At 71.8% G+C, this 25554-nt stretch carries 26 protein-coding genes; 12 read left to right on the forward strand and 14 right to left on the reverse strand.

All coding sequences use genetic code 11. The features are described 5' to 3' along the window. The first annotated feature begins 63 nt into the window (after positions 1–63). Positions 64–525 carry a MarR family transcriptional regulator gene (locus AB0K18_RS38580; protein WP_364925059.1) on the forward strand — a complete coding sequence of 154 codons (462 nt, stop codon included), beginning with the start codon at positions 64–66 and terminating at the stop codon, positions 523–525. A gap of 2 nt (positions 526–527) precedes the next feature. Here AB0K18_RS38580 and AB0K18_RS38585 read toward each other — a convergent pair whose 3' ends face one another. The 7 genes from AB0K18_RS38585 to AB0K18_RS38615 form a co-directional block, all read right to left on the reverse strand. After that, entirely contained in the window at positions 528–1736 is a 1209-nt protein-coding gene (locus AB0K18_RS38585) for an MFS transporter (protein WP_364925061.1), read from the reverse strand. A 102-nt stretch (positions 1737–1838) separates the two neighbouring features. Further along, a complete protein-coding gene (locus AB0K18_RS38590) occupies positions 1839–2249 on the reverse strand; it encodes a hypothetical protein (RefSeq protein ID WP_364925064.1) in 411 nt (136 codons plus the stop codon). Between the two features lie 138 nt (positions 2250–2387). Further along, positions 2388–3326 carry a universal stress protein gene (locus AB0K18_RS38595; RefSeq protein WP_364925067.1) on the reverse strand — a complete coding sequence of 313 codons (939 nt, stop codon included), beginning with the start codon at positions 3324–3326 and terminating at the stop codon, positions 2388–2390. 66 nt (positions 3327–3392) lie between these two features. Next, positions 3393–3671 (reverse strand): hypothetical protein, encoded by a 279-nt coding sequence (locus AB0K18_RS38600; protein ID WP_364925070.1) that lies wholly within the window; start codon positions 3669–3671, stop codon positions 3393–3395. 242 nt (positions 3672–3913) lie between these two features. Beyond that, positions 3914–5380, reverse strand: a complete 1467-nt coding sequence (locus tag AB0K18_RS38605) for a DUF5994 family protein (protein WP_364925073.1) — start codon at positions 5378–5380, stop codon at positions 3914–3916. Between the two features lie 451 nt (positions 5381–5831). Further along, positions 5832–6038, reverse strand: a complete 207-nt coding sequence (locus AB0K18_RS38610) for a cold-shock protein (RefSeq protein ID WP_355422459.1) — start codon at positions 6036–6038, stop codon at positions 5832–5834. A 205-nt stretch (positions 6039–6243) separates the two neighbouring features. Further along, positions 6244–6495 (reverse strand): hypothetical protein, encoded by a 252-nt coding sequence (locus tag AB0K18_RS38615; protein ID WP_364925076.1) that lies wholly within the window; start codon positions 6493–6495, stop codon positions 6244–6246. A 180-nt stretch (positions 6496–6675) separates the two neighbouring features. Between AB0K18_RS38615 and AB0K18_RS38620 the strand changes: the two genes are divergently transcribed. From AB0K18_RS38620 to AB0K18_RS38640, 5 genes are all read left to right on the forward strand, one after another. After that, the gene (locus AB0K18_RS38620; RefSeq protein ID WP_364925079.1) at positions 6676–7611 is read left to right on the forward strand and encodes a LysR substrate-binding domain-containing protein; all 936 of its coding nucleotides are present in this window, start codon (positions 6676–6678) and stop codon (positions 7609–7611) included. Between the two features lie 113 nt (positions 7612–7724). Continuing rightward, on the forward strand, positions 7725–8012 hold the full coding sequence (locus tag AB0K18_RS38625) for a UBP-type zinc finger domain-containing protein (RefSeq protein ID WP_364925081.1): 288 nt from the start codon (positions 7725–7727) through the stop codon (positions 8010–8012). A 45-nt stretch (positions 8013–8057) separates the two neighbouring features. Next, on the forward strand, positions 8058–9023 hold the full coding sequence (locus tag AB0K18_RS38630; RefSeq protein ID WP_364925084.1) for a fatty acid desaturase: 966 nt from the start codon (positions 8058–8060) through the stop codon (positions 9021–9023). Between the two features lie 42 nt (positions 9024–9065). Further along, positions 9066–9569 (forward strand): DinB family protein, encoded by a 504-nt coding sequence (locus tag AB0K18_RS38635; RefSeq protein ID WP_364925087.1) that lies wholly within the window; start codon positions 9066–9068, stop codon positions 9567–9569. A gap of 250 nt (positions 9570–9819) precedes the next feature. Further along, complete coding sequence (locus tag AB0K18_RS38640) at positions 9820–10164, forward strand: RNA polymerase-binding protein RbpA (RefSeq protein ID WP_345403653.1); 345 nt, start codon at positions 9820–9822, stop codon at positions 10162–10164. 57 nt (positions 10165–10221) lie between these two features. Here AB0K18_RS38640 and AB0K18_RS38645 read toward each other — a convergent pair whose 3' ends face one another. The 4 genes from AB0K18_RS38645 to AB0K18_RS38660 form a co-directional block, all read right to left on the reverse strand. Continuing rightward, positions 10222–10773 (reverse strand): FxsA family protein, encoded by a 552-nt coding sequence (locus tag AB0K18_RS38645; protein WP_364925091.1) that lies wholly within the window; start codon positions 10771–10773, stop codon positions 10222–10224. A gap of 237 nt (positions 10774–11010) precedes the next feature. Beyond that, a complete protein-coding gene (locus AB0K18_RS38650; RefSeq protein WP_364925093.1) occupies positions 11011–11763 on the reverse strand; it encodes a polyprenol monophosphomannose synthase in 753 nt (250 codons plus the stop codon). Next, entirely contained in the window at positions 11760–13358 is a 1599-nt protein-coding gene (gene lnt, locus AB0K18_RS38655) for an apolipoprotein N-acyltransferase (RefSeq protein ID WP_364925096.1), read from the reverse strand. The genes AB0K18_RS38650 and lnt overlap by 4 nt, the downstream gene beginning before the upstream one ends. A gap of 684 nt (positions 13359–14042) precedes the next feature. Continuing rightward, on the reverse strand, positions 14043–16235 hold the full coding sequence (locus AB0K18_RS38660; protein ID WP_364925098.1) for an ATP-binding domain-containing protein: 2193 nt from the start codon (positions 16233–16235) through the stop codon (positions 14043–14045). Between the two features lie 313 nt (positions 16236–16548). On the opposite strand from AB0K18_RS38660, the gene AB0K18_RS38665 reads away from it, so the two are divergent. Genes AB0K18_RS38665 through AB0K18_RS38690 form a run of 6 tightly spaced genes read left to right on the forward strand, consistent with a single transcriptional unit; the run spans position 16549 to position 23159 of the window. Then, positions 16549–17745, forward strand: coding sequence for an ROK family transcriptional regulator (locus AB0K18_RS38665; RefSeq protein WP_364925101.1), 1197 nt, complete (start codon positions 16549–16551; stop codon positions 17743–17745). A gap of 22 nt (positions 17746–17767) precedes the next feature. Continuing rightward, a complete protein-coding gene (locus AB0K18_RS38670; RefSeq protein ID WP_364925104.1) occupies positions 17768–19093 on the forward strand; it encodes an ABC transporter substrate-binding protein in 1326 nt (441 codons plus the stop codon). Between the two features lie 10 nt (positions 19094–19103). Next, on the forward strand, positions 19104–20033 hold the full coding sequence (locus tag AB0K18_RS38675) for a sugar ABC transporter permease (RefSeq protein WP_364925107.1): 930 nt from the start codon (positions 19104–19106) through the stop codon (positions 20031–20033). Next, on the forward strand, positions 20030–20938 hold the full coding sequence (locus AB0K18_RS38680; RefSeq protein ID WP_364925110.1) for a carbohydrate ABC transporter permease: 909 nt from the start codon (positions 20030–20032) through the stop codon (positions 20936–20938). The genes AB0K18_RS38675 and AB0K18_RS38680 overlap by 4 nt, the downstream gene beginning before the upstream one ends. Then, the gene (locus tag AB0K18_RS38685) at positions 20935–22197 is read left to right on the forward strand and encodes a 6-phospho-beta-glucosidase (protein ID WP_364925113.1); all 1263 of its coding nucleotides are present in this window, start codon (positions 20935–20937) and stop codon (positions 22195–22197) included. The genes AB0K18_RS38680 and AB0K18_RS38685 overlap by 4 nt, the downstream gene beginning before the upstream one ends. Beyond that, the gene (locus tag AB0K18_RS38690; RefSeq protein WP_364925116.1) at positions 22194–23159 is read left to right on the forward strand and encodes a BadF/BadG/BcrA/BcrD ATPase family protein; all 966 of its coding nucleotides are present in this window, start codon (positions 22194–22196) and stop codon (positions 23157–23159) included. The genes AB0K18_RS38685 and AB0K18_RS38690 overlap by 4 nt, the downstream gene beginning before the upstream one ends. Before the next feature lie 138 nt (positions 23160–23297). On the opposite strand, the gene AB0K18_RS38695 is transcribed toward AB0K18_RS38690, so the two are convergent. From AB0K18_RS38695 to AB0K18_RS38705, 3 genes are all read right to left on the reverse strand, one after another. After that, entirely contained in the window at positions 23298–23771 is a 474-nt protein-coding gene (locus AB0K18_RS38695; protein ID WP_364375983.1) for an Lrp/AsnC family transcriptional regulator, read from the reverse strand. A 23-nt stretch (positions 23772–23794) separates the two neighbouring features. Then, a complete protein-coding gene (locus tag AB0K18_RS38700) occupies positions 23795–24388 on the reverse strand; it encodes an ATP/GTP-binding protein (protein ID WP_364925118.1) in 594 nt (197 codons plus the stop codon). Positions 24389–24646: 258 nt separating this feature from the next. After that, positions 24647–25513 carry a terpene synthase family protein gene (locus AB0K18_RS38705; protein WP_364925121.1) on the reverse strand — a complete coding sequence of 289 codons (867 nt, stop codon included), beginning with the start codon at positions 25511–25513 and terminating at the stop codon, positions 24647–24649. Positions 25514–25554: the final 41 nt, after the last annotated feature.

A 25554-nucleotide genomic window follows, 5' to 3' on the forward strand; every position in this document is an offset into this window, starting at 1 on the left:
CCGATACAATCGTTTTGAGAACAAAGTACCTTTGATAGCAAAGCTAATTGGCAGGCCCGACGCATGTCAACACCCGAACCCGCGGACGATGCCGTCCGCGCGCTGATGCTCGTGATGCCCCGGCTGATCGGCCGGGCCAAGCGCACGCCGCCGCCCGAGGAGCTGCGCTCGCTCGACCTCGCGCCACGGCACCTGTCGCTGCTGTCGATGCTGCTGCTCGACGGCCCGCTGACCGTCTCCCAGCTCGCCGAGAAGCTGGGCGTCGCGCCGACCACGGTGAGCCTCATCGTGAGCGAGCTGAGCCGTAAGGGGGTGCTGGAGCGGCGCGAGGACGACGCCGACCGGCGCCGCCGCATCATCGACATCAGCCAGGCGAGCCGCCCGGCCATCTCGCGGTGGCTGTCCCCGGGCGCGCGGGCCTGGCGCCGCGCTCTGGCGCCGCTGACGGACGAGCAGCGCCGGTCGTTCGTCGACACCCTGCTGGCGTACGAGTCCGCCATCACGGACATCCAGCGCGAGGCGTAGCCTCAGACGGCGCGGTTCGCCAGGGTGCGGGACAGCGCGATCGTGATCACGCCGGCCAGCACCACCGAGAGCAGCCCCACGCGCAGGCCGGCCAGGTCGGCGACGGCTCCGACGAGGAGCGGTGAGACGAGGAAGCCGCCGCGCAGCAGCCAGCTCACGACGGTCAGTCCGGTGCCGTGCGGCAGCCCGGGCAGCTCGTCGGCGGTGTGCATGGCGGCCGGCACGAGGGTGGCGACGCCCAGCCCGGCCAGCGCGAACCCGGCCAGGGCCGCCGGCACGGTCGGCACCGCCAGCGCGGCGCCCATCCCGGCCGCGGCCAGCAGGCCCCCGGCCCGTGCGACGGTCCGCTGCCCGAAGCGGTCCACGGCGCGGTCACCGGTGAGCCGCCCCACGGTCATGGCGGTCTGGAAGACGACGACCGCCAGCCCCGCGGTGGCGGCGTCGGCGCCCAGGTCGCCACTGAGGAACAACGCGCCCCAGGACGCGCCGGCGTCCTCCACGAGCGCACCACAGGCGGCCACCACGCCGAGCAGGACGACCGTCCGCATGGCCGGCCCGGCCAGCGCGCGCCACCGCTCACGAGCGGACGTGCCGGGAAGCGACCGCCCGCCCTCGGGCACTGCGGCCGCCCGTTCGGCGTCGTCGCGGCCGGGGAGCAGGAAGCGGTAGGCGGTCAGGGCGACGGCGCTGAACAGGGCGCCGGAGATCGTCAGGTGCACCGCGAGCGGTAGGTGCAGGCCGGCGGCGGCCGAGCCCATCAGGCCGCCCAGCACGGCGCCGACGCTCCACACGCCGTGCAGCGAGTTCACGATGGAACGTCGGTAGATGCGCTGCACGCGCAGCCCGTGGGCGTTCTGGGCGACGTCCACGACCGCGTCGAGCGCCCCCAGGACGAACAGCACCCCCCAGAAGGCCACCCAGTTGGGGACGAACGGGACGGCCACCGTCACGACCGTCATGAGCACGATCCCGAACGCCGCCACCCGCGACGAGCGGAACCGCCGCACGGCCGCCCCGGCGAGCAGCCCGGCCAGCAACGCCCCGATCGGCATGCCGGCCACCGCGCCGCCGAAGACCGCGTTGCCCACGTCCAGCTCGGCCTTGATCTGCGGGTAGCGCGGGACGACGTTGAAGAACACGGCGCCGTTCGTGAGGAACAGCGCCGCGACGGCGGCGCGGGCCCGTCGGGCCTGGAGGTCGGGCGCGGGCATCGGCCTTCCGTTCACGTGACTCGCGGCGCGGTGCGGCTCCATGGAGCCCGGGCGGGGACGCGCTCCGCGCCTGGCGCCCCCGCCCGGAGTTCGGTCAGCCGGTCAGCCGCAGTGCTCCCACCCGCTGAGGTAGGACTGGCTGCCGTACGAGCCGCCCCACATGATGCAGCTGCCCGCGGCGCCCGTCGCCTTGGCCGGTCCCGCGTAGTACTTGAAGTTGCCTTCGTCCACATTGAAGTACATGTGGTCGTGGCGAACGCGCGCCTCGACCCAGGTGCTGTTGCCCCTGGCGCCCGTCTTCCAGGTCACCACGCAGTTGGTGGAGCCGTTGTAGAGGAGGTAGACGACGGCGCTGGACCCGAGGGCGTGGCTGTCGATCACGTGGTAGCTGCCGCCGCCGCAGGCCGCGATCGGCGTGTCCGCCGCCATGGCGGGGCCGCTGGTGGCGATCGTCCCGGCGAGTGCGGCCGCCAGGCCGAATGCCACGGCCGCGGTCTTCTTGAGCTTGCCCAACGAGTGTCCTTTCACATAAGAGATCAACACGATGTCAGGTAGGACGCAAGCAAGACCAGTGAAGTTGCGTGATACACGTCACCTTTTGGGGAAATAGGTATCAAATCCACTCATCGGGACGTTATCGCCCCGTCCGGCTCAGCTCGGCGGTGGGGTCACGGCGACCGGGCAGCGCACTTCGGCCAGCGCCGCCTGGAGTACGGGCCCGACCAGCACGCCCGCCTGCCTGTGGCTGCGGCCCACGACGAGCAGCGTCGCGCCCTTGGCCGACTCCACGATCATCCTGGGCGGCCGCTCGGCCTCGAAGGTGGCCGTCACGGGCACGTCGGGCCCGCAGCCGGCCAGGCGGCCTACGACGTCCCTGAAGCCCGACTCCGCCTCGGCCCGCATCCGTGCGGTGTCCACGAACGGCTCCTCGTGCCCCTGCCACGCGCACGGGTCCCACCAGCCGCACACCGCCTCCACGACCCCGTCCCGCAGCGCCGCCTCACGCACCGCGAACCCGAACGCCGCCAGGCTGGCCGGCGACCCGTCCACCCCCACCACGATCCGCCCACCGCCGGCCCCCTCATCGGAGCGTGCGTCCTCATCGGGACGGGTGCCGGGCGGGTCATCGGCATGGTCGTCGGCATGGTCGTCGGCATGGTCGTCGGGGCGGACGACGATGACGGGCGTGGGGCTGTGCGCGGGCACCTGGACGGCCGCCGAGCCCACCCTGAGATCCTCGAACCCGCCCACCCCGCGCGACCCCAGCACCACCAGCTCCGCCTCCGCCGCGGCCTCCAGCAGCACCGCGGAGGCGGGCCGCTTGACCAGCAGCGGCCGGACGTCCGGCACCCCGCCCAGCGCACGCACCCGCCGTACGCCGTCCTCCACGACCCCGGCGGCGACCCGCTCGACCTCGGCGAGCAACGCCCGGCTGACCGCACGCAGCGGATACGGCCAGTTCCAGGCGTGACACACCACCACGGCCAGCCCGCGCAGCCGCGCCTCCTCCACCGCCCACCGCAGCGCCTGCTCGCTCCCCGGCGACTCGTCGTAGCCGACCAGGACGAACCCCATGCCAGATTCCCGCACGGCGCCCCTCCCCACGAGGTGTCCGGCCCTCAAGGGATGCGCTTCCCCCGGGACCGGCCACGACTCTCACACCATGAGACTTTGACCCGCTGTTGGCCCGCTTCCCGCGACCGTCCTGTGCACCGCCCGCATCTCCGTCACCACGAACGCGTCCACGACATGCCTGTTGGCCAGCAGAAACCCGACGAGCCCCGCGACGGCCTGCGCGGCGGTGGCCGCCCGCACCTGGCCGCTGAGCAGGTAAACCAGCGGCGTGGACGGCTGATCGAGCGCGAACCGTCCACCGTGCCGCCGCACGTCCTTCAGCGCCGCGATCGGCATGGGCCGCTCGGAGGTGAACCACACCGCCAGCTCCCAGACCGGCGCCCCGGACCCGGCCTCGGAACTGTCGTCATAGCAGGTGACACACCCCTGGGCGGCGGATGTCCCATGCGGACACACCCACCGGGCAGCGGCCGCGGCCGGCAACCGCCCCCCGGTCAGCTTCGCCTCGCTCACATGCCGGCACGCCGGACGTACGGGCTGGTCGGGCGGACAGGGGGCGGACGGGGAGACGGAACAACAGGCGATGACAGGCACCCCTTCGCTTATGGCAGGAACGAACGATCACCAGTCGCGCTCGCCGGAGCAACCGGCCGCGCAAAGAACGACCGATCAGCGGGCGAGGACGCGGAGGCGGGCGGACGCGTGGAGGACGGGCGATCGGCGGACGGGGAGGCGGCGGACGGGGAGGCGGCGGCCCGGACGAAGGCCGGATGGCCCGCGGGCGCTCCCGCCGAGGTGGCCGGGCGTGTGAAGGAGACCAGGCGGTCGATCTCGGTGAAGCCGGCGGCGGTGAACAGCTCCCACGAGGGCTCGGGGTCGCCGGCCGCGTACAGGACCGTCTCGCGGGCCCCGTGCTCGGTCAGGAGGGCGTCGGCGCGCAGCAGGAGCGCCCGTTCGAGGTCGGGGTCGGCGTGCCCGGCGTCGGCGCCGAGCCACCACACGACGCCGCGCCCGCCGACCGGCTCCTGAGCGACCAGCGCGGCCGCCGCCTCATCGCCGCGGGCCTTGAGCCACCAGCCCCGCGGCGTCCCGCTGACGACCACATCGACCATCGGGTACGGCCCCGCGCCCGGCGCGCACGGCGACGTCCGCCGCAGATGCCGCCACGAGTCCCTGGCGACGAACCCCTCCCGTTCGAGCACCGCGAGCGTGACGGCCCGCCGCCCCGCAGGCAGAGCCGCCGGGGCAGTCCCCGGCCGCCCGCCCGGCTCGTCGGTGAAGGCATGCACGGGCACGCCGCCCATCCCGTTCAGAGCGCGCCGGACGAGCGCCGCAACGACCTCCGGCACCTCGCCCCCGAGCAACCACAGAATCCGCCCGGCCGCACGATCCCGCCGCAACGCATGGGCCACCGCCCCCAGCACCCGCCCGCCCGGCCCCTCCAGCACATGAATCTCCGGCTCCTCATAAGCCGTCCCTGCCACATGCCGCCCGCCGAGCACACCCGCAAGCCCGGACGGCTCGCAGGCGTCGGCAACGGCTGGGGCGGGGGCGGGCGAGAGAGCGAGGGCGTCGACGGCCGCTCTGTCCGAGTCGCGGTAGCGGCGCATTCGCCACTCCGCGTCCGGCGGGAGCGTCCCAGGGGTGGCGAGGATGTCGTGGGCCGACAGCGTGTTGCCGGTGCGGGCGGCGGTTGCCATCGCGCTCGCGGCGACAGAGCCGGTGGTGTCAGGTGGGACGACCAGCAGCAGGAAGCCGTCCTGGCCGCCGCGGATCACGCGGATGGTGTGCGGGGTGGCCGGATGACCGCTGATCCGTACGAACCGTCCGTCTACGACCAGGTGGGCCGGCACCTCGTCCCATGCCTGAGTGTCGAGCCCCACCCGCAGCACGGGCCCGATCCGATCTTCAAGAGCGCGGACGAATGCGGGCAGCTCGCGCCGGAGGTCGGTGCTGTGCGGCCACCAGGCGCCGTCGAGCGTCCCGTCGCGGGTCAGGGTGGGTTCGAGGAACAGCCGGGCCGGTCGGAGGGAGATGAGGGAGGCGGTCGGTGAGCGGCGGTTCGGCATCGGTGTGCCGCCTGTCTCCGGCGGTCGAAGGCCGGCTGTGGCCGGGGCGACGCCGACGCGGCTGCCGGCATGCGAGATATCCCAGACCTCCCACCCTACGCCGCCCACCCCCCGCCACTCACGGTCCCACACCGTGGAAGAGCCCCGAAGAAGGGCTCCTGGAGGCCGCACATGGAAGCCGCCGACGGCAGACAGAAGAAGCAGGTGCAGACCGAACTCGCACGGGAGACGACCGACGGTGGCAGGGAGACAGGCCAGCCCTTAGAGGGCACCAGCCGGACCTGCGCCCTCGAAGAAGCAGCCGGATCCACACCCTGGAAGGAACGGGCCGGGCCCGCACCATCTACATGCGCACGCCGAACCCGCAGCCCCGAACAGACCACGCCACAAAAAACAGGCCGGGCCCGCGCCCTCGGAAGGGTGCGGGCCCGGCCCGTGGATGTCTGCCGGGTCAGGCGGCGACGATGTTCTCCGCCTGCGGGCCCTTCTGGCCCTGCACGACGTCGAACGACACCTTCTGGCCCTCGTGCAGCTCACGGTAGCCACCGTTGCTGACGATGTTGGAGTAGTGGGCGAAGACGTCGGCGCCGCCGCCGTCCTGCTCGATGAAGCCGAAGCCCTTTTCGGAGTTGAACCACTTGACGGTTCCGGAAGCCATGTCGATCTCCTTCTGAGATGTGCAGGGACGCGATCCGCACCGCGCGGATCGCCGTGTCGCCGCGATGAAAGCCCATCCGGAGATGACCGGGAAACAAAAACGCGCCTGGCGAAACTCTGCCAGACGCGCACAAAGTCTTCTTATGGGTACAACAACTGCAACATCAGTCAGTCTACCACGCCCCCACCCGCGCTCCAAACCCGCGCTATTCCTCCTTGTGCACGGTGACGGCCTGCACGGCGGTCAGCAGGATCGTGTGCACCGGCGACTCGTGCCGCGTGGACGCGGACCCCTGGGCGTATTCGTCGAGCACGACCGTGTTGCGCGAGCGATCCAGCTCGACGACCGCCCCCTTCAGCGACTGCCCACCGGAGAGATGCACGGTCACCCGCTGGTCTTTCCCCGCGCCGGACAGCGCATAGACCCACACGTCCACATCGGCCATCTCTTCCTCCATGAATAGTCCAGACGGTCGTGGGTGAACGTTTCTCAGGCGATTTCGCTTACCCGATCGAAAACCAGTCTATCTCCGCCGACACCGGCGAAGATTTCGCCACCCGGCGCCGGTCGTGGTCCCGGACGGGCGAGCGAATCTAAGGTGGAGGTGACATGCCGCCCGAAGGGAGGGGGTGGCCGCATGGAGCTACGCCAGTTGCGCTATTTCGTCACGCTGGCCGAGGAGCTGCACTTCGGCAGGGCCGCGGCTCGCGAGCACATCGTGCAGTCCGCGCTGAGCCAGCAGATTCAGCGGCTCGAACGCGAGCTGGGCGTGCAGCTGCTGGAGCGCAGCACCCACCACGTCGCGCTCACTCCGGCGGGAGCCGCCTTCCTGGCCGAGGCCCGCCGCGTGCTCGACCAGGTCGGCCGGGCCGTACGCGCCGCGCGCGACGCCGCGACGCCCTCTCCCCCGCTGCGGGCCGGCATCGTGGACGCCGGCTACGACGCGATGCCGCAGATCCTGCGTGAGGTGCAGCGCCGCCATCCCGGGCTGAGGATCCATCAGGTCGAGGCCGGCACGCCGGAGCAGTTCAAGCAGCTGGCCGACGGCCGCCTGGACGTCGGCATCGGCTGGGCCGCGCAGCAGGTGCCCGGGGTGGCGTCCGAGCTGGTCAGGCTCGACCCGATCGGCGTCCTGCTGCCCGAGCGGCACGCGCTCGCGGCGCTGGCGACCGTTCCGGTGGCGGCGCTGGCCGATGAGCGGCTGCTGTTCGGCGAGGAGGGCCAGACGCCCGAGCTGAACGCGTTCGTGGCGGAGCTGTGCCGGTCGGCGGGCTTCACCCCCATCCCGTACGAGGGGACCGTCGAGAGCACGCGGGCCGCCGCTGACCTGGTGCTGGGGCACCGCTGCGTCTTCTGCCTGCCGTCGTCGTTCCGCTCCTCCAACCCGCCGGGCACCGTCTGGCGGCCCCTGTCAGAGCCGGCCGCCCACTACCCGTGGTCGCTGCTGTGGCCGGCGGCCGGCCCTTCGCCACACGTCGCCGCGGTCCTCGACATCGCCAGGCGGCTGGCGGGCAGGCTCGGCTGGCTGGAGACGGCGCACGCAAGCCCGGCGGCGGACGACCGGCCGTCGTAGAGCAGCCGTTATCGCGAAACAAGATGAGCCTTGCGCGCATCGCCTGTTTCCCCTGATCGCCGCGGCGCATTGACTGAGGGTCCGGCGACGAGCACACCGTGAGGCGGTCGAGGATGCCCTTGGGCACGCAGGTGCGGCCAAGCGCCCGCAGGAACGGCCGGACCCCGCGCTGTGACCACGTGGACGGGCTCCCCGCCCCCGAACCGGGGAAGCGGGAATGCGCACAGTGCCTGGCGGCGGGACGGCCATGGCCTCGGCTGCTGGTCTGCCTGAGCTGCGGCTGGGTGGCCTGCCCTGCCGACTCCAGGGCGCACTACCGCGAGACCGACCATCCGGTCGCCGCATCGCTGACGCCCGGAGAGACCTGGCGCTGGTGCCACGTGCACCGACGCGTCGTATGAGCGAGACGAGACGGAAGAGACTTCATGCCTGTTACAGAACCACCGGTGAGACGCCGCCAGGACTACGACGGCAGCTCACCGTTCCCCGACGCCGGTGAGCACACGCCGGCCCGCCCGCTCCAGGTGATGCTGACCGGCGCCATCGTGATCGCGCCGTTCATCGCCCTCGGTGTGGTGATCGTTCTGGCGTGGGGGCGCGGGGTCTCGCTCACCGATCTGCTGCTGGCCGCCGTCCTGTACGTGGTGACCGGCCTCGGCGTGACGGTCGGGTTCCACCGGCTGCTGACGCACGGCTCCTTCACGGCCCGGCCGTGGCTGCGGGTGGCGCTGGCGGTCGCCGGGTCGATGGGCTTCCAGGGGAACGTCATCGACTGGGTGGCCGTGCACCGCCGCCACCACGCCTTCACCGACGAGCCTGGCGATCCGCACTCCCCGTACCGGTACGGCACCGGCCTGTTCGGCCAGCTGCGCGGGCTCGTGCACGCGCACCTGGGCTGGTTGTTCGAGGACGACGACACGCCGGCCTCCCGGTACGCGCCCGACCTGCTGGCAGACCCAGCGATGCGGCGGGTGGCGCGCTGGTTCCCGGCCTTGTGCGCGGTGTCGCTGGCGCTGCCGTTCCTGGCCGGCTGGGCGATCACCGGCACCCTGTACGGCGGCCTGACCGCCTTCCTGTGGGCCGGTCTGATCCGGGTCGCGCTGCTCCAGCACGTCACGTGGAGCGTCAACTCCCTGTGTCACGTCATCGGCAGCCGCCCGTTCCGCACCCGCCGCCACGACCGCGCGACGAACCTGTGGCCGCTGGCGCTGCTGTCGTTCGGCGAGAGCTGGCACAACGGCCACCACAGCGACCCGTCCTGCGCCCGTCACGGCCTCGACCGCGGCCAGGTTGACCCGTCGGGCGGGCTGATCCGGCTGTTCGAGCGGCTGGGCTGGGCGAGCGACGTACGCTGGCCCGACGCCGAGCGGATACGCCGCCGCCGTGCCGTCCCCAGCGGCGCTGACGGATAAACCAGTCGACACCGGTACAAGACGCCCAGCATCATGCCGGGCATGAACCGCACCGACACTCCCCCGGCGTGGGACGAGCGCGCCACGCTCACCACGTTCCTCGACTACGCCAGGGCCACCGTGCACGCCAAGTGCGAGGGCCTGGCGGAGGAGGACGCGCGCCACGCGCCGCTGCCGACGTCGCCGCTGATGACGATGTCCGGCCTGGTGAACCACGTCCGCTGGGTCGAGTATTTCTGGTTCCAGGTGGTGTTCCTCGGCGAGGACGACCAGGGCCCGTGGACCGACGAGGACCCCGACCGCGAGATGCGCATCGCCGTGGAGATGCCGATCGCGCAGCTGCTCGCGGAGTACGAGACGCAGTGCGCCCGCTATCGCGAGCTGGTCGCCGCCCACGACCTGGACGACCGGGCCAAGTGGGCCGGCCGCGGCAAGGAGCACGTGACGCTGCGCTGGGTGCTGATGCATCTCATCGAAGAGACCGCCCGGCACAACGGGCACCTCGACATGGTGCGCGAGATGGTCGACGGAGTGACCGGCGTCTGACCGTCACGGAGCTTTCCGGACCCGGGTAGGCGACTTCGTACAGACACAAAATCCGGAAATATGCCCCCCGCGCCGCGCATGCCCCGGGATTCCCGCAGGCTACGGGCCTGATCGGCGATCACGCGAAGAACCGAGGCCCCAAGCGCGATTGGATCACCCCGCGGGTGGGAATCCCATCACGGTACCAAGCGTTAGACACCGTGGGAGACAGACCCCCCACGCAAGGGGGCCCTGTAGGAGGCATTTAAACATGGGCGAGCGCGCGCTTCGTGGCACCCGGCTCGGGGCAACCAGCTACGAGAACGACCGTAACACGGATCTGGCCCCGCGCCAGGAGGTGTCGTACACCTGTCCGAAGGGCCATCGCTTCGAGGTTCCGCTTGCCGCCGAGGCCGAGATTCCCGCGAGCTGGGAGTGCCGCATGTGCGGCGCGACCGCGCTGCGGGTGGACGGCGAGCAGCCGGAGTCGAAGAAGACCAAGCCCCCGCGGACACATTGGGACATGCTCTTGGAGCGACGGTCCATAGAAGATCTCGAGGAGGTGCTCAACGAGCGGCTCGCCGTTCTGCGGGCTCAGCGTCGTAAGAGCGCCTGATTTCCTCTCACGGTGAAAACCCCCGGGCTCAGGCCCGGGGGTTTCTCTGTGCGCGCTTCAGGAGTCGCGGTCCTCGCGGATGACCTCGCCGTGCACCACCCGGCCGCCCTGCGGCGCGCGTGGGTCACGGCCCTCGTCGCGGGCGTCGTTGCGGGGGTCGTGGCGGGGGTCGTGGTGGGCCGCGTCGGGGCGGGGGAAGCCGCCGGGCGGGAAGAGGTTCGCGTACGGGGACGACTGCGCCAAGCGCTTGATCCGGCGCTCGAAGAACCACGCCCCGAGGCGGCGCATCATCGGCCGGGTCACCGGGATCAGGCACAGCAGCCCGAACACGTCGAGGAAGAACCCGGGCGCCAGCAGCAGCGTGCCGCCGACCAGGATGATGCCGCCGTCGGCCAGCTCGCGGTCGGGCATGCGCCCGCTCTGCACGGCCTCCTGCAGCGCCCGCCACGCCCGCCGGCCCTCGCGGCGCACCAGCCACGCGCCCAGCAGGCTGTCGGCGATGAGCAGGGCGATCGTGGCCGGCCCGCCGATCACCTGACCGACCTGGATCAGCAGCCAGATCTCCAGGACGGGGATGACCAGGAAGGCCAGGAATAGCAGCAGCCGCATCGTTTCAACCCTCGATTCCGCACACGCGTCACTGCACTGGACAACGCCCGGCGCCCTCGAAGCGTTCCGCCGAAGGCACTCCACCATCCTCGAACGCCGGTCCACACGCCGCCGACCGCGCGCCACCGTCCTTGGAAGCGCCGGGCGGACGCCGCCGTCCGCACGCCGCCGTCCTTCGAGCGCCGGGCGGACGCCGCCAGTCGCGCGCCGCCGTTCCCCACGCCCGGACGGGCGTCGCTAGTCGCGGGGGCCGCCGCCCTTGAGGCGCTTCGGGAGCCCGGTGACGCCCCACATGCCGATCCGCCACAGCGCCTCGGACATGACCTTGCCGCTCATCTTGCTCTTGCCGACCGTCCGCTCCACGAACGTGATCGGCACCTCCACCACCCGCAGCCCGTGGCGGGACGTGCGCAGCGTGAGGTCCACCTGGAAGCAGTAGCCCTGCGACTCGACGCCGGCGAGGCCCACCTTCTCCAGCGTGGCCGCGCGGTAGGCGCGAAAGCCCGCGGTCGCGTCGCGGACCGGCAGGCCGAGCATCACCCGCGTGTAGATGTTGGCGCCCTTGGACAGCAGCTCGCGCCGCTGCGGCCAGTTGACGACCTTGCCGCCGGGCACGTAGCGGGAGCCGATGGCGAGGTCGGCTCCCTCGGCCAGCGCCTCGAGCAGCTTCGGCAGCTCCTCCGGCTGGTGCGAGCCGTCGGCGTCCATCTCGACCAGGACGTCGAAGCCCTCGTCGAGCCCCCAGCGGAACCCGGCGATGTAGGCGGCGCCCAGCCCCTGCTTGCCCGGCCGGTGCAGCACGTGCACCTGCTCGTCGCCGGCGGCGAGGGTGTCGGCCACCTCGCCGGTGCCGTCGGGGCTGTTGTCGTCGGCGACCAGCACATGGGCCTCGGGCACGGCCGCGCGTACGCGCTGGACGATCGCCGGCAGGTTGTCGCGCTCGTTGTACGTCGGCACGACGACGAGCACCCGGCCGAGACTCTCCATCATCCGTCGTTCCTCATCCGATCGCCTCGCCGCCTGCCACGCCACGCGGCGAACCCGGCCGCCGCCGCTCCCATCACCATCAATGCCCATTCAGGAAGAGCGCCCACCTTTGTGGCGATTGTCTCCTGTGTGCGTACGGGCACCTTGACCACGTTCATGTCAGCGACAAGCTCGCGAGTCTGCCAGGAGACCTTACCCTCAGGCGTCACGTAGGCGGAGATCCCGGTCGTGGCGGCGGTGACCACCGCCCTGTTGTGCTCGACCGCGCGCAGCTTCGACATGGCTAGCTGCTGGGACGGCAGGTTGGACAGGGCGTAGCTGGCGTTGTTGGTCTGCACGACCAGCGGAGTGCCGCCGGCGCGCACGGTGCCGCGCACGGTGTCGTCGTAGGCGACCTCGTAGCAGTTGACGGCGCCGACGGTGACCGGCCCCATCTTCAGGTCGCCCGGCTCGGTGCCGGCGATCGACTGGCGGCCGACGAGGCCGGCCCGCTCCCACAGCGCCAGCACGATCTCCTTGAACGGGGTGTACTCCCCGAACGGCACCAGGTGCTGCTTGTCGTAGTAGGCGCCGGGGCCGGTGACCGGGTCCCAGACGAGGCTGCGGGTGGCGCGGTTCTCGTCGCCGATGGCCACGACCGCCCCGACCAGGGTGGGCACGCCGACGTCCTGCACGGAGTCGTGGATGATCTGGCGGGCGTACGGGTCGCGGTAGGGGTCGATGTCGGTGGAGTTCTCCGGCAGGACCACGATGTCGGGCTTGGGCAGCTTGCCGTCGCGTACGGCCTGGGCCAGGCGCTTGGTCTCGTTGGCGTGGTTGCGCAGCACGACGGCGGGCTCGTCGCCGAGCGCGTACATGCCGCGGCCGGGGACGTTGCCCTGCACGACGCCGACGTTGATCGAGCGGCCCTCGTCGCCGAACCTCGGCACCGCGAGCCCCAGCACGGGCACGGCCACCGCCAGCCCGACCGGCACGGCCCTGGCCACCGCCCGCGCGGGCCGGTTGAGCACCGCGTACGCCAGCAGCGCGCCGCACAGCGTGACCGCGAACGACACCAGCGGCGCGCCGCCGAGCGCGGCGTACGGCGTGAACAGCGACTCGCCCTGGCTGAAGGCCGCCCGCGCCCACGGGAACCCGCCGATGGGCACCAGGCCGCGCGCCCACTCCATGAGCATCCACAGGCCGCCGAACCACAGCGGCCAGGCGCGCAGCCGGAACACCAGCGCCGCCAGCGCGGCCATGGCGGCGTAGAAGAAGCTCTCGGTGGCGACCAGCATGATCCACACGTCGTCGCCGATCGTGCGCACCCAGGCGACGGTGGGCAGCAGGAACACCGCCGCCGCCAGGTAGCCGATCCAGGCGGCGCGGCGGGGACGGGTGCCGTGGATGGAGGCGGCGATCAGGCCGATGCCGAGCGGCGCGCACAGCCACCAGTCGAGCGGCGGGAACGCGAGGAACAGCGCGAACCCACCGGCCGCGGCCGCCACGATCCGCGCGCCCAGCACCCGCCGGCTCTCCTTACGCGCCGGCCCGCCCGGCCCGGACGAGGACTCGCTGGACGTCGCGGGCTGCGGCTCGGGCTCCGGCTCAGCGGACATCTCGGACTCCGCGGCGGGCTGCCCTGAAGCGGGTTCGGGAGCGCGGGTCGCGGCGGAGGCGGGCTCCTGGGCCGGCGTGGAGGCAGGGGGCGTGCCGTCGGTGGGCGTGCCGGTAGAGACCCGCCCGGACGCGGGCGTGAGATTCGTTCGGTCCTGAACCACTCCGCGGTCTCCTCGCCACCTCGCAAACGCCTGCTGGCGAAAACGCTACCGCCCTCGGGCCGCACTCAGGTCGGCACACCCCGCAGAAGATCGAAAGAAGGGGAAAGACGGCAGGGCGGTCCCGCGGCGATGAAGGCGGGACCACCCGGCGCGTCGGCGGTCCTGGAGCACGGGAACGGGAAGAGGGCCCGGAAACCCTTCGGACCGGACCCGTCTCGTCGGCGGCGAGCGCGGAATTCCGTTGTCTACTGGGCTCCCGGACCCGTCCCGGGTCCAACCCCCCGCCCGGTTGGGGTGCCCCGACTCGACGGACCGACGGCCCTGCACCTGGCTGTGTGGACGGAGTCGCGCTCCGTCACGGACGCAGGATCCGACGATGTCAGAGACGGCCAACCGGCCAAGTCCCGTGCTGGACTGCGCAGCAAACTACCGACTCCACCTCAGATGTCAACCGTGTCCCGATCAGCAGAAACATCAAGTTTTCGCAGCTAGGACATGTTTGACCGGTGGCTTCAAAGCAGGTCAAAGGCCATTAGCGGGCTCCGGCGAGCGGCTTGGCAAGTCCCGCAAGGCGGGCGACAGCGGGCGCTCGTGGACGACCCCGAGCCGTTGCGTCGCACGCGTGAGAGCAACATACAGGTCGCTCGGCCCGCGTGGCGACTGGGCGGCGATGAGGTCGGGTTCGGCGACGATGACGGAGTCGAACTCGAGCCCCTTGGCGTCGGTCACGCCCATGACGGCCACGGGCGCGTCGAGCGCCTCGGTGCCCCTGCCCCGCCCGGCGCCCGGCGTGACGACGGCGGCGCCTGACACGGCGGCGGCGAGCCGGGCGCCGAGCTCGGGCACCAGGTCGTCGGGCGCGACCACGGCCACCTTGCCGCCGCCGGCCGCCTCGGCGGCGACCAGCTCGGGCAGCGCGGCGAGCGGCGCCGACCAGGGCCGGGCGCCCGCCTCGCGGACGGAAAGGGGGGCCCGCAGGCCGGGGTCGATGGTGGCCAGGACGCGGGCGGCGACGTCCATCAGCTCGACCGGGGTGCGGTAGTTGACGGTCAGCTGCTCCTGCCGCCAGCGCCCGGCGACGTACGGGTCGAGCACCTCGGCCCAGGAGCGGGCCCCCGCCGCCGAGCCGGTCTGGGCGATGTCGCCGACGATGGTCATGGACCGGGTCGGGCAGCGCCGCATGACGGCCCGCCAGGCCATCGGCGACAGCTCCTGCGCCTCGTCCACGATGATGTGCCCGTAGGCCCAGGTGCGGTCGGCGGCGGCGCGCTCGGCGGTGGTGAGGTAGGGGCCGTCGCCGCGCTGGCGCTCGGCGAGCCGTTCGGCCTCCATGACGTCGGACAGGCCGGTGAGCTCCAGCACCTCGCGGGCGTAGGCCAGCTCGGCCTCGCGTTCGTTCTCGGCGGCCCGCCTGGCGGCGGCCAGCTCCTCCTCGGCCTGCATGGCGGTGGCGCGCAGCACCTGCTCGTCGATGTCGCCGAGCAGCTCGGCGGCCTCGTCGAGGAGCGGGACGTCGGACTCGGTCCACTCGCCGCCGTCGCGGCGCAGCAGCCGGCGTTCCTCGGGGGTGAGGGCGGAGGCGGCGTGGCCGAGGCGCTCGGCGGAGCCGTACAGGCCGAGCAGGAGGCCCTGGGGCGTCAGATAGGGCCACAGGCGGTTGAGCGCGGCCTTGACGACCGGCTCGGTGCGCAGGTCCTCGCGCAGGTCGGCCAGCTCGTCGTCGTCGATGAGGCCCTTGCCGATCTTGCGGGCCTGCTGCCTGGCCAGCGCGGTGAGCAGCGAGCGCACGAAGACGGCACGGGCCTGGTTGTGGGGGCGGCGCGAGCGGCCGGCCTTGTTCTTGGCGTTGTCGAGCATCTGCCGGTCGATGGTGAGCGTGATGCGGCCGACCTGCAGCTCGATCGGCTTGCGCGGGACGCGCTGCCGGTCGCGTACGGCCTTGGCGATCACGTCGGCCATCCGCGCGTCGCCCTTGAGCGCGGCCACCTCGGGGCGATCGCGCTTGGTGGCGGTCACGCCCGGGTGGAGCTCGCCGACCGTGGACAGCAGCACGTCGGTCTCGCCTAGCGAGGGCAGCACCTGCTCGATGTAGCGCAGGAAGGTGAGGTTGGGGCCGAGGATGAGCACGCCGCGCCGCTCAAGGCGCTCGCGGTGGGTGTAGAGCAGGTACGCGGCCCTGTGCAGGGCCACGACGGTCTTGCCGGTGCCCGGTCCGCCCTGCACCACCAGCACCCCGTTGAGGTCGCTGCGGATGACGCGGTCCTGCTCGGACTGGATGGTGGCGACGATGTCGCGCATGCGTCCCGTGCGCCGCTCGTCGAGGGCGGCGAGCAGCGCGGCCTCGCCGTTGAGCGTGGCGCGGTCGTCGTCGGTGAGCGCGTCGAGGTCGAGCAGGTCGTCGTCCACGCCGATGACGTCGCGGCCCCTGGTCTGCAGGTGGCGGCGGCGGGTGACGCCCATGGGGGCGGTGGGGGTGGCGCGGTAGAAGGGCTGCGCGACGGGCGCCCGCCAGTCGATGAGCAGGCGGCGCTGGTCGTCGTCGGTCATGCCGATCTTGCCGATGTAGAGGCGGCCTTCGTCGACGTGGTCGAGCCGGCCGAAGGCGAGACCGCGTTCGACCGCCCAGAGCCTGGCGAGGCGCGAGGCGTACATGTCGGCGAACGTGTCGCGCTCCGACCTGTTCTGCATCGTGCCGACGGCTCCTGCGGCCAGCACCTCCTTGAGCTGCCGCTGGGTGCGCTCGCGAAGGGTGTCGAGGCGGTCGTAGAGGCGGGTGACGTACGCCTGCTCTTTTGCCAGTTCGGTTTGACGCGTTGCCGCCTGACCGTTAATGTGGTTAATGGGACACTCCGGGCCATTCTGCTTGTTGTTGCGACAAACGCCGACATTAGCACGCCTGCTGTAGCAGTCTCGTCACTTTTCTCCTTTCCTGGTCACGTCTTGGTTTCACCTCTTGACCGTCTCGCCAGGGTCTTCTTATGGTCATCGCGAGTTAGGAAAGTTTCCTAACCCATGCGAAGGAGACACCGTGAGCGGCCCGGTTCCGGGGACCCCCAGTCTGCTACGTGCCATCAATGATCGCGCGGCGTTGCAGGCGCTCCTGGAGCGCGGCCCGCTGACCAGGCCCGAGATCGGCGCGCTCACCGGCCTGTCCAAGCCCACGGCCTCCCAGCTCCTGCTCAGGTTGCAGCAGGCGGGGCTGGTCGTGCAGGACGGCGTCAGGGAGGGCCTGCCGGGCCGTACGGCCGAGGTCTACCGGATCAACCCGGAGGCCGCGTACGTGGCCGCTCTCGACGTCACCCCCGCCCGCATCGAGGCCAAGGTGGCCGACATCACCGGCACGGTCGTCGGCGAGCACGTGCTGCCGACCCCGCGCCGGCCGCACGGCGAGCTGGTGGACCGGCTGGCGGCGGCGCTGCGCGGTGCGAACCCGCCGGACAAGCCGCGCCGGATCGTGATCGGCGTGCAGGCCGCGATCGACCCGGCCACCGGCAGGCTCGGCTACGCGGCCGCCAAAGATGTGCCGGGCTGGCAGCTGCCCGACCTGGTGCCCACGCTCAGCGCCGGGCTCGGCGCGCCGGTTGACGTGGAGAACAACGTCAACCTGGTGGCGGTGGCCGAGCAGGCGCACGGCGCGGCGCGCGGCCGGCAGGACTTCGTGCTGCTGTGGGCCGACGAGGGCATCGGCTCGGCCGTCGTGCTGGGCGGGCGCATGCACCGGGGCGCCACCGGCGGCGCGGGCGAGGTGGGCTACATGCCGACCCCCGGCGCGCCGACGGCCCGCGAGGCGGGCCGCTACGCCAACCACGGCTACCAGGCGCTGACCGGCGGCCCTGCCGTGCTCAAGCTGCTGCGCTCGTACGGCGTGCGCGGCTCCGACTTCCGCCAGGCCGTCGCGAACGCCGTACGCGCGGCGGCCGGCACCGGGAAGAAGGCCGACGACGCCAGGGCCGGGCTGCGCGACGTCGCCGCCCGCCTGGCCGTGGGCCTGGCGGCCATCACCTCGGTCGTCGATCCCGGCCTGATCGTGCTGACCGGCGGCGTGGTGCTGCCGGGCGGCGAGACCCTGCGCGAGCTGGTCGAACACGAGCTGCACGCGCTGACCATCCCCCAGCCCCCCGTCCGCCTGTCGAGCGTCGAGGGCAACCCCGTGCTCGCCGGCGCACTCGACCTCGGCCTCGCCGCCGTCCGCGACGAGGTGTTCCGTTCAACCGTCCCGTCATGATGGATGGCAGGAGGCACCCCCCGTGCGCTTCGTCCCTCTTGCGGTCGCCGCCGCGCTGGCGCTGACCGCGTGTACCGCCGGCAAGGAGGCGGGCCCGTCACTCGGCGCCCGTCCTTCGAGCTCCGCTTCTCAGGCCCTCTCCCCCGCCACGCTGGAGCTGTGGCACGGCTTCTCGACCGACGCCGAGGTCAAGGCGTTCGAGGACGCCATCGCCGGCTTCAGGAAGAAGTTCCCGCAGATCACCGTCAAAGCCGTCAAGGGCGTCCAGGACGACCAGATCACCCAGGCCATCAGGGGCGGTGACGCGCCCGACGTCGCGGCCTCGTTCACCACCGACAACGTGGCACAGTGGTGCAGGTCGGGATCGTTCCAGGACCTCACGCCCGTCATCGAGCAGGACGGCGTCGACCTGTCGGTGCTGCCCGCCGTCGCGCGGTCCTACACCGCCTACGAGGGCAGGCAGTGCACGCTGCCGCTGCTCGCCGACGCGTACGGCCTCTACTACAACAAGGCCTTGATGAAGGGCGAGCAGCCGCCGAAGACGCTGAGCGAGCTGACCGCGCTGGCCAAGAAGCTGACCGTGCGCGACGACAAGGGCGAGATCAAGGTCGCCGGGTTCATCCCGAGCGTCCAGTACTACGAGAACAGCATGAGCCACCTCGGCCCGATGGTCGGCGCGAAGTGGTACAACGACGACGGCACCTCGGCCATCGGCTCCGACCCGGCCTGGAAGAAGCTGCTGACCTGGCAGAAAGAGCTGGTCGACTGGTACGGCCACGACAAGCTCGACCGCTTCCGCAAGGGACTCGGCGACGAGTGGAGCGCCGAGCATCCCTTCTACAAGGGCAAGGTCGCGATGGTGCTGGACGGCGAGTGGCGCAACGCCATGATCGCCAATGAGGCGAAGGACCTCGACTACGGCACCGCTCCCCTGCCGGTCGCCGACGACCGCCCCGACCTGTACGGCAGCGGCTTCACCGCCGGCACGGTCATCGGGGTGCCGAAGGGCGCCGAGCACCCGCAGCACGCCTGGGAGCTGGTCAAGCACCTGACGACGGACACCGACTCGCTGGTGACGCTGTCGAACGCGCTGCGCAACGTCCCCACGACCAAGGCGTCGATGGAGTCGCCCGATCTGGCCAAGGACCCGAACTTCGCCACCTTCCTCGGCATCTTCGCCCATCCCAAGACCACGACCCTGCCCGCGAACATCAACAGCGTCTTCAACCAGGAGGCGTTCTCCTCCTTCGCCGTCAAGTGGGAGAAGGGCGACGTACCGGACCTGGAGGCCGGGCTCAAGGGCGTGGACAAGGTCATCGACGACAAGCTGAAGCTGTCCGGGGGCTGAGGTGGCCGCCGTGACCTCCGTACCGCTGCGGCGGCGGCACGGCGAGGGATTGCGCGCGCTGGTGTGGCTCGCGCCGTGGCTCGCCGGCGTGTCGATCTTCTTCGTCTATCCGCTGCTGTCGACGGTGTACTTCTCCTTCCACCGCTACGACCTCTACACGCTGGAGTTCATCGGCCTGGACAACTGGCGTTACCTGCTGCAGGACCCGCGGGTGCCGACCTCGGCGGCCAACACGCTGTGGCTGGTGCTCATCATGGTCCCGGCGACCGTGCTGTTCGCGCTGGCGCTGGCCCAGCTCGTGGTGCGGCTCAAGGCGGGCACCGGCCTGTTCAGGACGATCTTCTACCTGCCCTCGCTGGTGCCGATGGCGGCCGGGACGATCACGTTCGTGTTCCTGCTGAACCCCTCGACGGGGCCGATGAACCAGGTGCTGGCCGTCTTCGGCATCGAGGGGCCCGACTGGTTCGGCGACCCGGACTGGGCCAAGCCGAGCCTGACGCTGCTGTCGCTGTGGGGCTGCGGCCAGCTCGCCGTGATCTTCATGGCGGCGCTGCTGGACGTCCCCAGGCACCTGTACGAGGCCGCCGCCATCGACGGCGCCGGCCCCTGGCGGCAGTTCCGCAGCGTGACGCTGCCGACGATCGCGCCCGTGCTGATGTTCGCCCTGGTCACGAACGTCATCTACGCCCTGCAGTACTTCAGCCAGGCGATGATCGCCTCCCGGGTCGCCTCGGGCGCGACCGACTCGCCCGGCAGCTCGTTCACCCCCGGCTACCCGGACGAGTCGCTGCTCACGCTGCCGCAGTGGCTCTTCCACGCCGGGTTCCGCGACTACACCATGGGCTACGCCTGCGTGCTCGCGCTGCTGCTGTTCGCCACATCGATGATCTTCACGCTGATCCTGCTGCGGCACTTCCGCCGGGCCGAGGAGGTGTCATGAGCGCCACCATGACCGCGCCGCCCCGCCCCGCGCCGGGGAGCCCCGGCGCGCCCGGCGGCCGCCGCGCCGGGCTCAGGGCGCGCCGGCGGCGGGTGCTGGTGTGGATCGCCACGCACGCGCTGGCCGTGGCGCTGGCGCTGATGTTCCTCGCTCCCATCGCCTTCATCGCGCTGACCGCGCTGATGACCGACGAGCAGGCGCTCACCAGCGACCTGTGGCCGCGCGAGTGGAACTGGGAGAACGTCGCGCTGGTCTTCGAGAAGTCGATGCTGCTGCGGTGGGCGGGCAACACGCTGCTGTACGCGGCGCTCGGCACGCTGTTCACCGTGGTGTCGTCGGTGCCGGTGGCCTACGCGCTGGCCAGGTTCCGCTTCCGCGGCAGGCGGGCGGCGTTCCTGCTGGTCGTCACCACCATGATGCTGCCGCCGCAGGTCGTCGCGGTGCCGGTCTATCTGGTGTGGGCGCGGCTCGGCCTCACCGACAGCCTGTGGCCGCTGATCCTGCCGCTGCTGCTCGGCGACGCGTTCTCGATCTTCCTGCTGCGGCAGTTCCTGCTCACCATCCCACGCGACTACACCGACGCGGCCAGGGTGGACGGCTGCTCCGACCTCAGGACGCTGCTGCGGGTCATCCTGCCGATGGCCCGCCCCGCCGTGGCGGCGGTCGCGCTGTTCCAGTTCTTCTACTGCTGGAACGACTATTACGGCCCGCTGCTGTACGCCGGCGTCGAGCAGGAGAACCTGACGCTGTCGCTCGGCCTGGCCACGTTCAAGGCGTTCCACAGCGTGCAGTGGAACCTCACCATGGCCGCCACCCTCCTGGTGACCGCCCCGGTGATCATCGTGTTCTTCTTCGCCCAGCGGGTCTTCATCGAGGGCGTGACGTTGACGGGAGTGAAGGGTTGAGGATCGCGGTGGTCGGGGGCGGCTCGACGTACACGCCGGAGCTGGTGGACGGGATCGCGCGGCTGCGCGGCGAGCTGCCGGTGACGGAGCTGGCGCTGATCGACCCCGACGCGAAGCGGCTCGACCTGGTGGCGGGGGTCTCGCGGCGCATGCTGGCGCACGCGGGGCACCCTGCGCGGGTGCTCGCCACGTCCTCGGTCGGGGAGGGCGTGGCGGGGGCGCGGGCGGTGCTGTTCCAGCTGCGGGTGGGCGGGCAGGCGGCCAGGGACGTGGACGAGACGCTGCCGCTGCGCTGCGGCTGCGTGGGGCAGGAGACGACGGGCGCGGGCGGGCTGGCCAAGGCGCTGCGCACGGTGCCGGTGGTGCTGGAGATCGCCGACGTCGTCCGCGCCGTCGCCCCCGACGCGTGGATCGTGGACTTCACGAACCCCGTCGGCATCGTCACCAGGGCGCTGCTGGACGCCGGCCACCGCGCGATCGGGCTGTGCAACGTGGCCATCGGCCTGCAGCGCCGCTTCGCCGCCTGGCTGGGCGCCGACCCCGCCCGCGTGTCGCTCGGGCACGTCGGGCTGAACCACCTCACCTGGGAACGTTCCGTGCTCCTCGACGGCGAGGACGTGCTGCCCGCGCTGCTGCGCGAGCACGGCGACGAGCTGGCGGAGAGTCTCGGCCTGCGTCCCGGGCTGCTGCGGCGGCTCGGCGTCGTCCCCTCCTACTACCTGCGCTACTTCTACGCCCACGACGCGGTGGTGCGCGAGCAGCGCTCGAAGCCTTCGCGGGCGGCCGAGGTGGCGGACATGGAGGCGCGGCTGCTCTCCCTGTACGCCGACCCCGCCGTGGTCACCAAGCCCGAGCTGCTGTCGGAGCGCGGCGGCGCCTTCTACTCCGAGGCGGCGGTGGCGCTCATCGCCTCGCTGCTCGGGGACCGGGGCGACACACAGGTCGTGAACGTGCGCAACGACGGCACGCTGCCCTTTCTCGGCGACGAGGCGGTGATCGAGGTGCCCGCCGCCGTCACCGTCACAGGGGCCGTGCCGCTGCCGGTCCCGCCGGTCGAGCCGCTGTTCGCCGGCCTGATCGCGCACGTGTCGGCGTACGAGACGCTGGCCCTGGAGGCGGCCCTGCACGGTGGCGCGGACCGGGTGCGCGACGCGCTGCTCGCCCATCCGCTCGTCGGGCAGGACGAGACCGCGGAGGAGCTGGCCGGGCTGCTGCTGGCGGCCAACCGCGCGCACCTGCCGTGGGCGGCGTCCCGGTGAGCCGGCTCGTGCTGGCCGTGGACGGCGGCAACAGCAAGACCGACGTGGCCGTGGTGTCCGAGCACGGCGCGGTGCTGGGGGCGGGCCGCGCGGGCGGGTTCGCGCCGCAGCGCGACGGCGTGGCGGCGGCCGTGGACGTGATCACGGCGGCGCTGGCCGCGCTGCCCGCCGGGGTGCCGCGCGACGGGTACGCCCACGTGTCGGCCTGCCTGGCCGGGGCGGACCTGCCGGTCGAGGAGGAGGCGCTGGCCGCCGAGCTGGCCGCCAGGGGGCTGGGGGCGGACGTGGTGGTCCGCAACGACACGTTCGCGCTGCTGCGGGCCGGCGCGTCGGGGCCGTGGGGGGTGGCGGTGGTGTGCGGGGCCGGGATCAACGCCGTCGGCGTCGCGCCGTCCGGCGCGGTGGCCCGCCTGCCCGCGCTCGGGCGGCTCAGCGGCGACTGGGGCGGCGGGCAGGACCTCGGCGAGGAGGCGCTGTGGCACGCCGTACGCGCCGAGGACGGCAGGGGCCGGCCCACCGCGCTGGCCCGCCTCGTCACCTCGCACTTCGGCACGGCCACGGTCGAGGAGCTGGTGCTGGCCGTGCACTTCGGGCTGGTCGACGGCGACCGGCTGCACGAGCTCGCGCCCGGCGTGCTGGCGGCGGCCGGCGACGGCGACCCGGTGGCCAGGGAGCTGGTCGAGCGGCAGGCCGAGGAGGTGACCGTGCTGGCCGAGGTGTGCCTGCGCCGGCTCGGGCTGCTGGAGACGCCCGTGGAGGTGGTGCTCGGCGGCGGGCTGCTGACCGCGCGCGACCCGCTGATGACGAAGCTGCTGGAGGCGGCGTTCGCGCTGCGGGCGCCGCACGCCGAGCCGGTGGTGGCCGACCGGCCGCCGGTCATGGGGGCGGCGCTGCTGGGCCTGGAACGGCTGGGCGCCGCCAAGGGGGCCTTGACGGCGCTGTCCACGGCCTACGCTCGCTGAGGCCGATCCGGGGGTTCAGGGGACGCTCCAGAGGCTCTTATGACGGCGCTGCGGGTGCGGGGTCGCGCTGCGGGTGCGGGGTCGCGCTGGGGCCTGGGGTCGCGCTGGGGCCTGGGGTCGCGCTGCGGCCGGTCAGGCTCAGGCGCCTTCGGCGGCCATCGGTGGCTCGCCCGCGACGTCGGGGGCGCGGTGCTCGTAAGGGGTGCTGAGCACGACCGTGGTGCGGGTCGAGACGTTGGCCGAGGCGCGGATCTGCTGCAGCAGGTCCTCAAGCGCGACCGGCGAGGCCACCCGCACCTTGAGTATGTAGCTCTCGTCGCCGGCCACGCTGTGGCACGCCTCGATGGCCGTCAGGTGGGCCAGCCGCTCGGGGGCGTCGTCGGGCGCGGCCGGGTCGATCGGCTTGATGGACACGAACGCGGTCAGCGGCAGCCCCACCGCGTCGTGGTCGATGATCGCGGCGTATCCGCGGATCACGCCGCGCTTCTCCAGGCGGCGTACGCGCTGGTGCACCGCCGAGACCGAGAGCCCGGTCTCCCTGGCCAGATCGGTGAAGCTCATGCGGCCGTCACGGGCCAGCAGCGTGACGATGCGGCGGTCGATCTCCTCCATCGGTCAAAGGTAGCCGGTCATGGTCACGACATGGTCCCGACCGGGGATGCTCCCCTGCGCATCGCGTGCTCGACGAGCGTGATGAGCACCTCCTTGCCCGAATCGCGGCGGCGGGCGTCGCAGCGCACGATCGGGATGTCCGCCGCCAGGCCGACGGCCGAGCGCACGTCGCCGACGGTGAAGGGGCTGGTGCCCTCGAACTGGTTGAGCGCCACGATGAACGGCTGGTCGCGCTTCTCGAAGTAGTCGACGGCGGGGAAGCAGTCGTCGAGGCGGCGGGTGTCGGCCAGCACGACGGCGCCGAGCGCGCCCATGGCCAGCTCGTCCCAGACGAACCAGAACCGTTCCTGGCCCGGCGTCCCGAACAGGTAGAGCATGTAGTCGTTGCGGATCGTGATGCGCCCGAAGTCCATCGCCACCGTGGTGGTGAACTTGCGCTCCACGCCCGACAGGTCGTCGATGTGCGTGCCCACCTGGGTGAGCGCCTCTTCCGTGCGCAGTGGCCTGGTCTCGGAGACGGCACCGACCATGGTGGTCTTGCCCGCGCCGAAGCCCCCGGCGATCAAGATCTTGATCGCTGTCGGCAGCCGCCAACGGTCTGAGCGACCGAATTCCATCCAGCACCGCCCGTACAATTCCCGCGCATGTGTGACCCCGTCCCTGAGGTGCCGTGGTCAGTGGTACCTGTCAAGGAAAGCTGTGAAGGTCGAGCCACATGCCTGGCATCGAGACACCCTAGCAACGCCACATTTTCCACTCAAGCCGCAATCTTTTACAAGAATGAAAATGTCACGGTTTGTGACAGGACGCCCGCTTATTCGGCGATCTAACAGCCAAAGAGTCAAGTTTGTCTGTCATGTATTCAGACGAGTACTTTACTCTGGCGGGTGAAAGCCCGAAACGCCGGTGAAGCCGGTGTGGAAGCCGAGCTGTCTGTGCAGGTAGAAGGCCGTGCGGGGGCTGTGGGCGCGTACCGGCTCGATCAGCTCCTGCGCCCTGCGGGCCAGCTCGGCCATCGCGGCCGTCACCTGCGAGCGCTCCACGCCCAGCGCGAGCACGTTCAGGTCGCCCCAGCTCAGGTCCCGCCGGTACGTCACGACGTCCCCGAGCAGGTGCAGGTAGCGCTGCACCTGCCGGCTGACCGCCCGCAGCTCCTCCAGGTGGGCCTTCGACCAGTCGTCGGCCGTGTAGATCCAGTGGCACAGGTCCACGAAGCAGGAGCCGCGGCTGTCGGCGTTCTCGACGTAGTGGTCCAGCGACGGCGTCGCATGCGCGTCCCGCCAGGTCCAGGCCCGCGCCATGCCCTCCAGCATGCGGGCGAGCTGGTCGGCCCAGATGTCCTGCAGGTCGCCGAACTCCTTGGCGGTGCCCAGCTCGTCGCGCAGGTCGGCGAGGAAGCGGGAGACCGCCGAGCGCGGCGCCGCGCCCCGCGCGACGTCCAGGCACTCCTTCGTCAGGCGGTCGACGTGGGAGCGGGTGAGCGCGGTGTGGTCGACGATCCTGTCCACCGCGAGGACCCACAGGGCGGCCCGGTTGACGACCTTGAGCCGGTGGGCGCCGGCCCAGGGGGCGCTGAACGCGGTGGACAAGGTCAGGGTGTGAATGAGGTCGGTGGTGAAAGCGGCAGCGGGGAACAACCCGCCGTACATTTCGGCGCACCGCCGCAGATCTCTGCCGCATTCGGCGGCCATTGCGCACGTCTCGCCGAGCTCGAACGCCTCGTCCAGCTCGTCGCCCGGCATCCTAGGGCCGCTCGACCGGCTCGCGGATCATGCCCGACGAC

Origin of the sequence: Nonomuraea sp. NPDC049421, assembly GCF_040677005.1 — a bacterium.
Lineage (GTDB): Bacteria > Actinomycetota > Actinomycetes > Streptosporangiales > Streptosporangiaceae > Nonomuraea > Nonomuraea salmonea.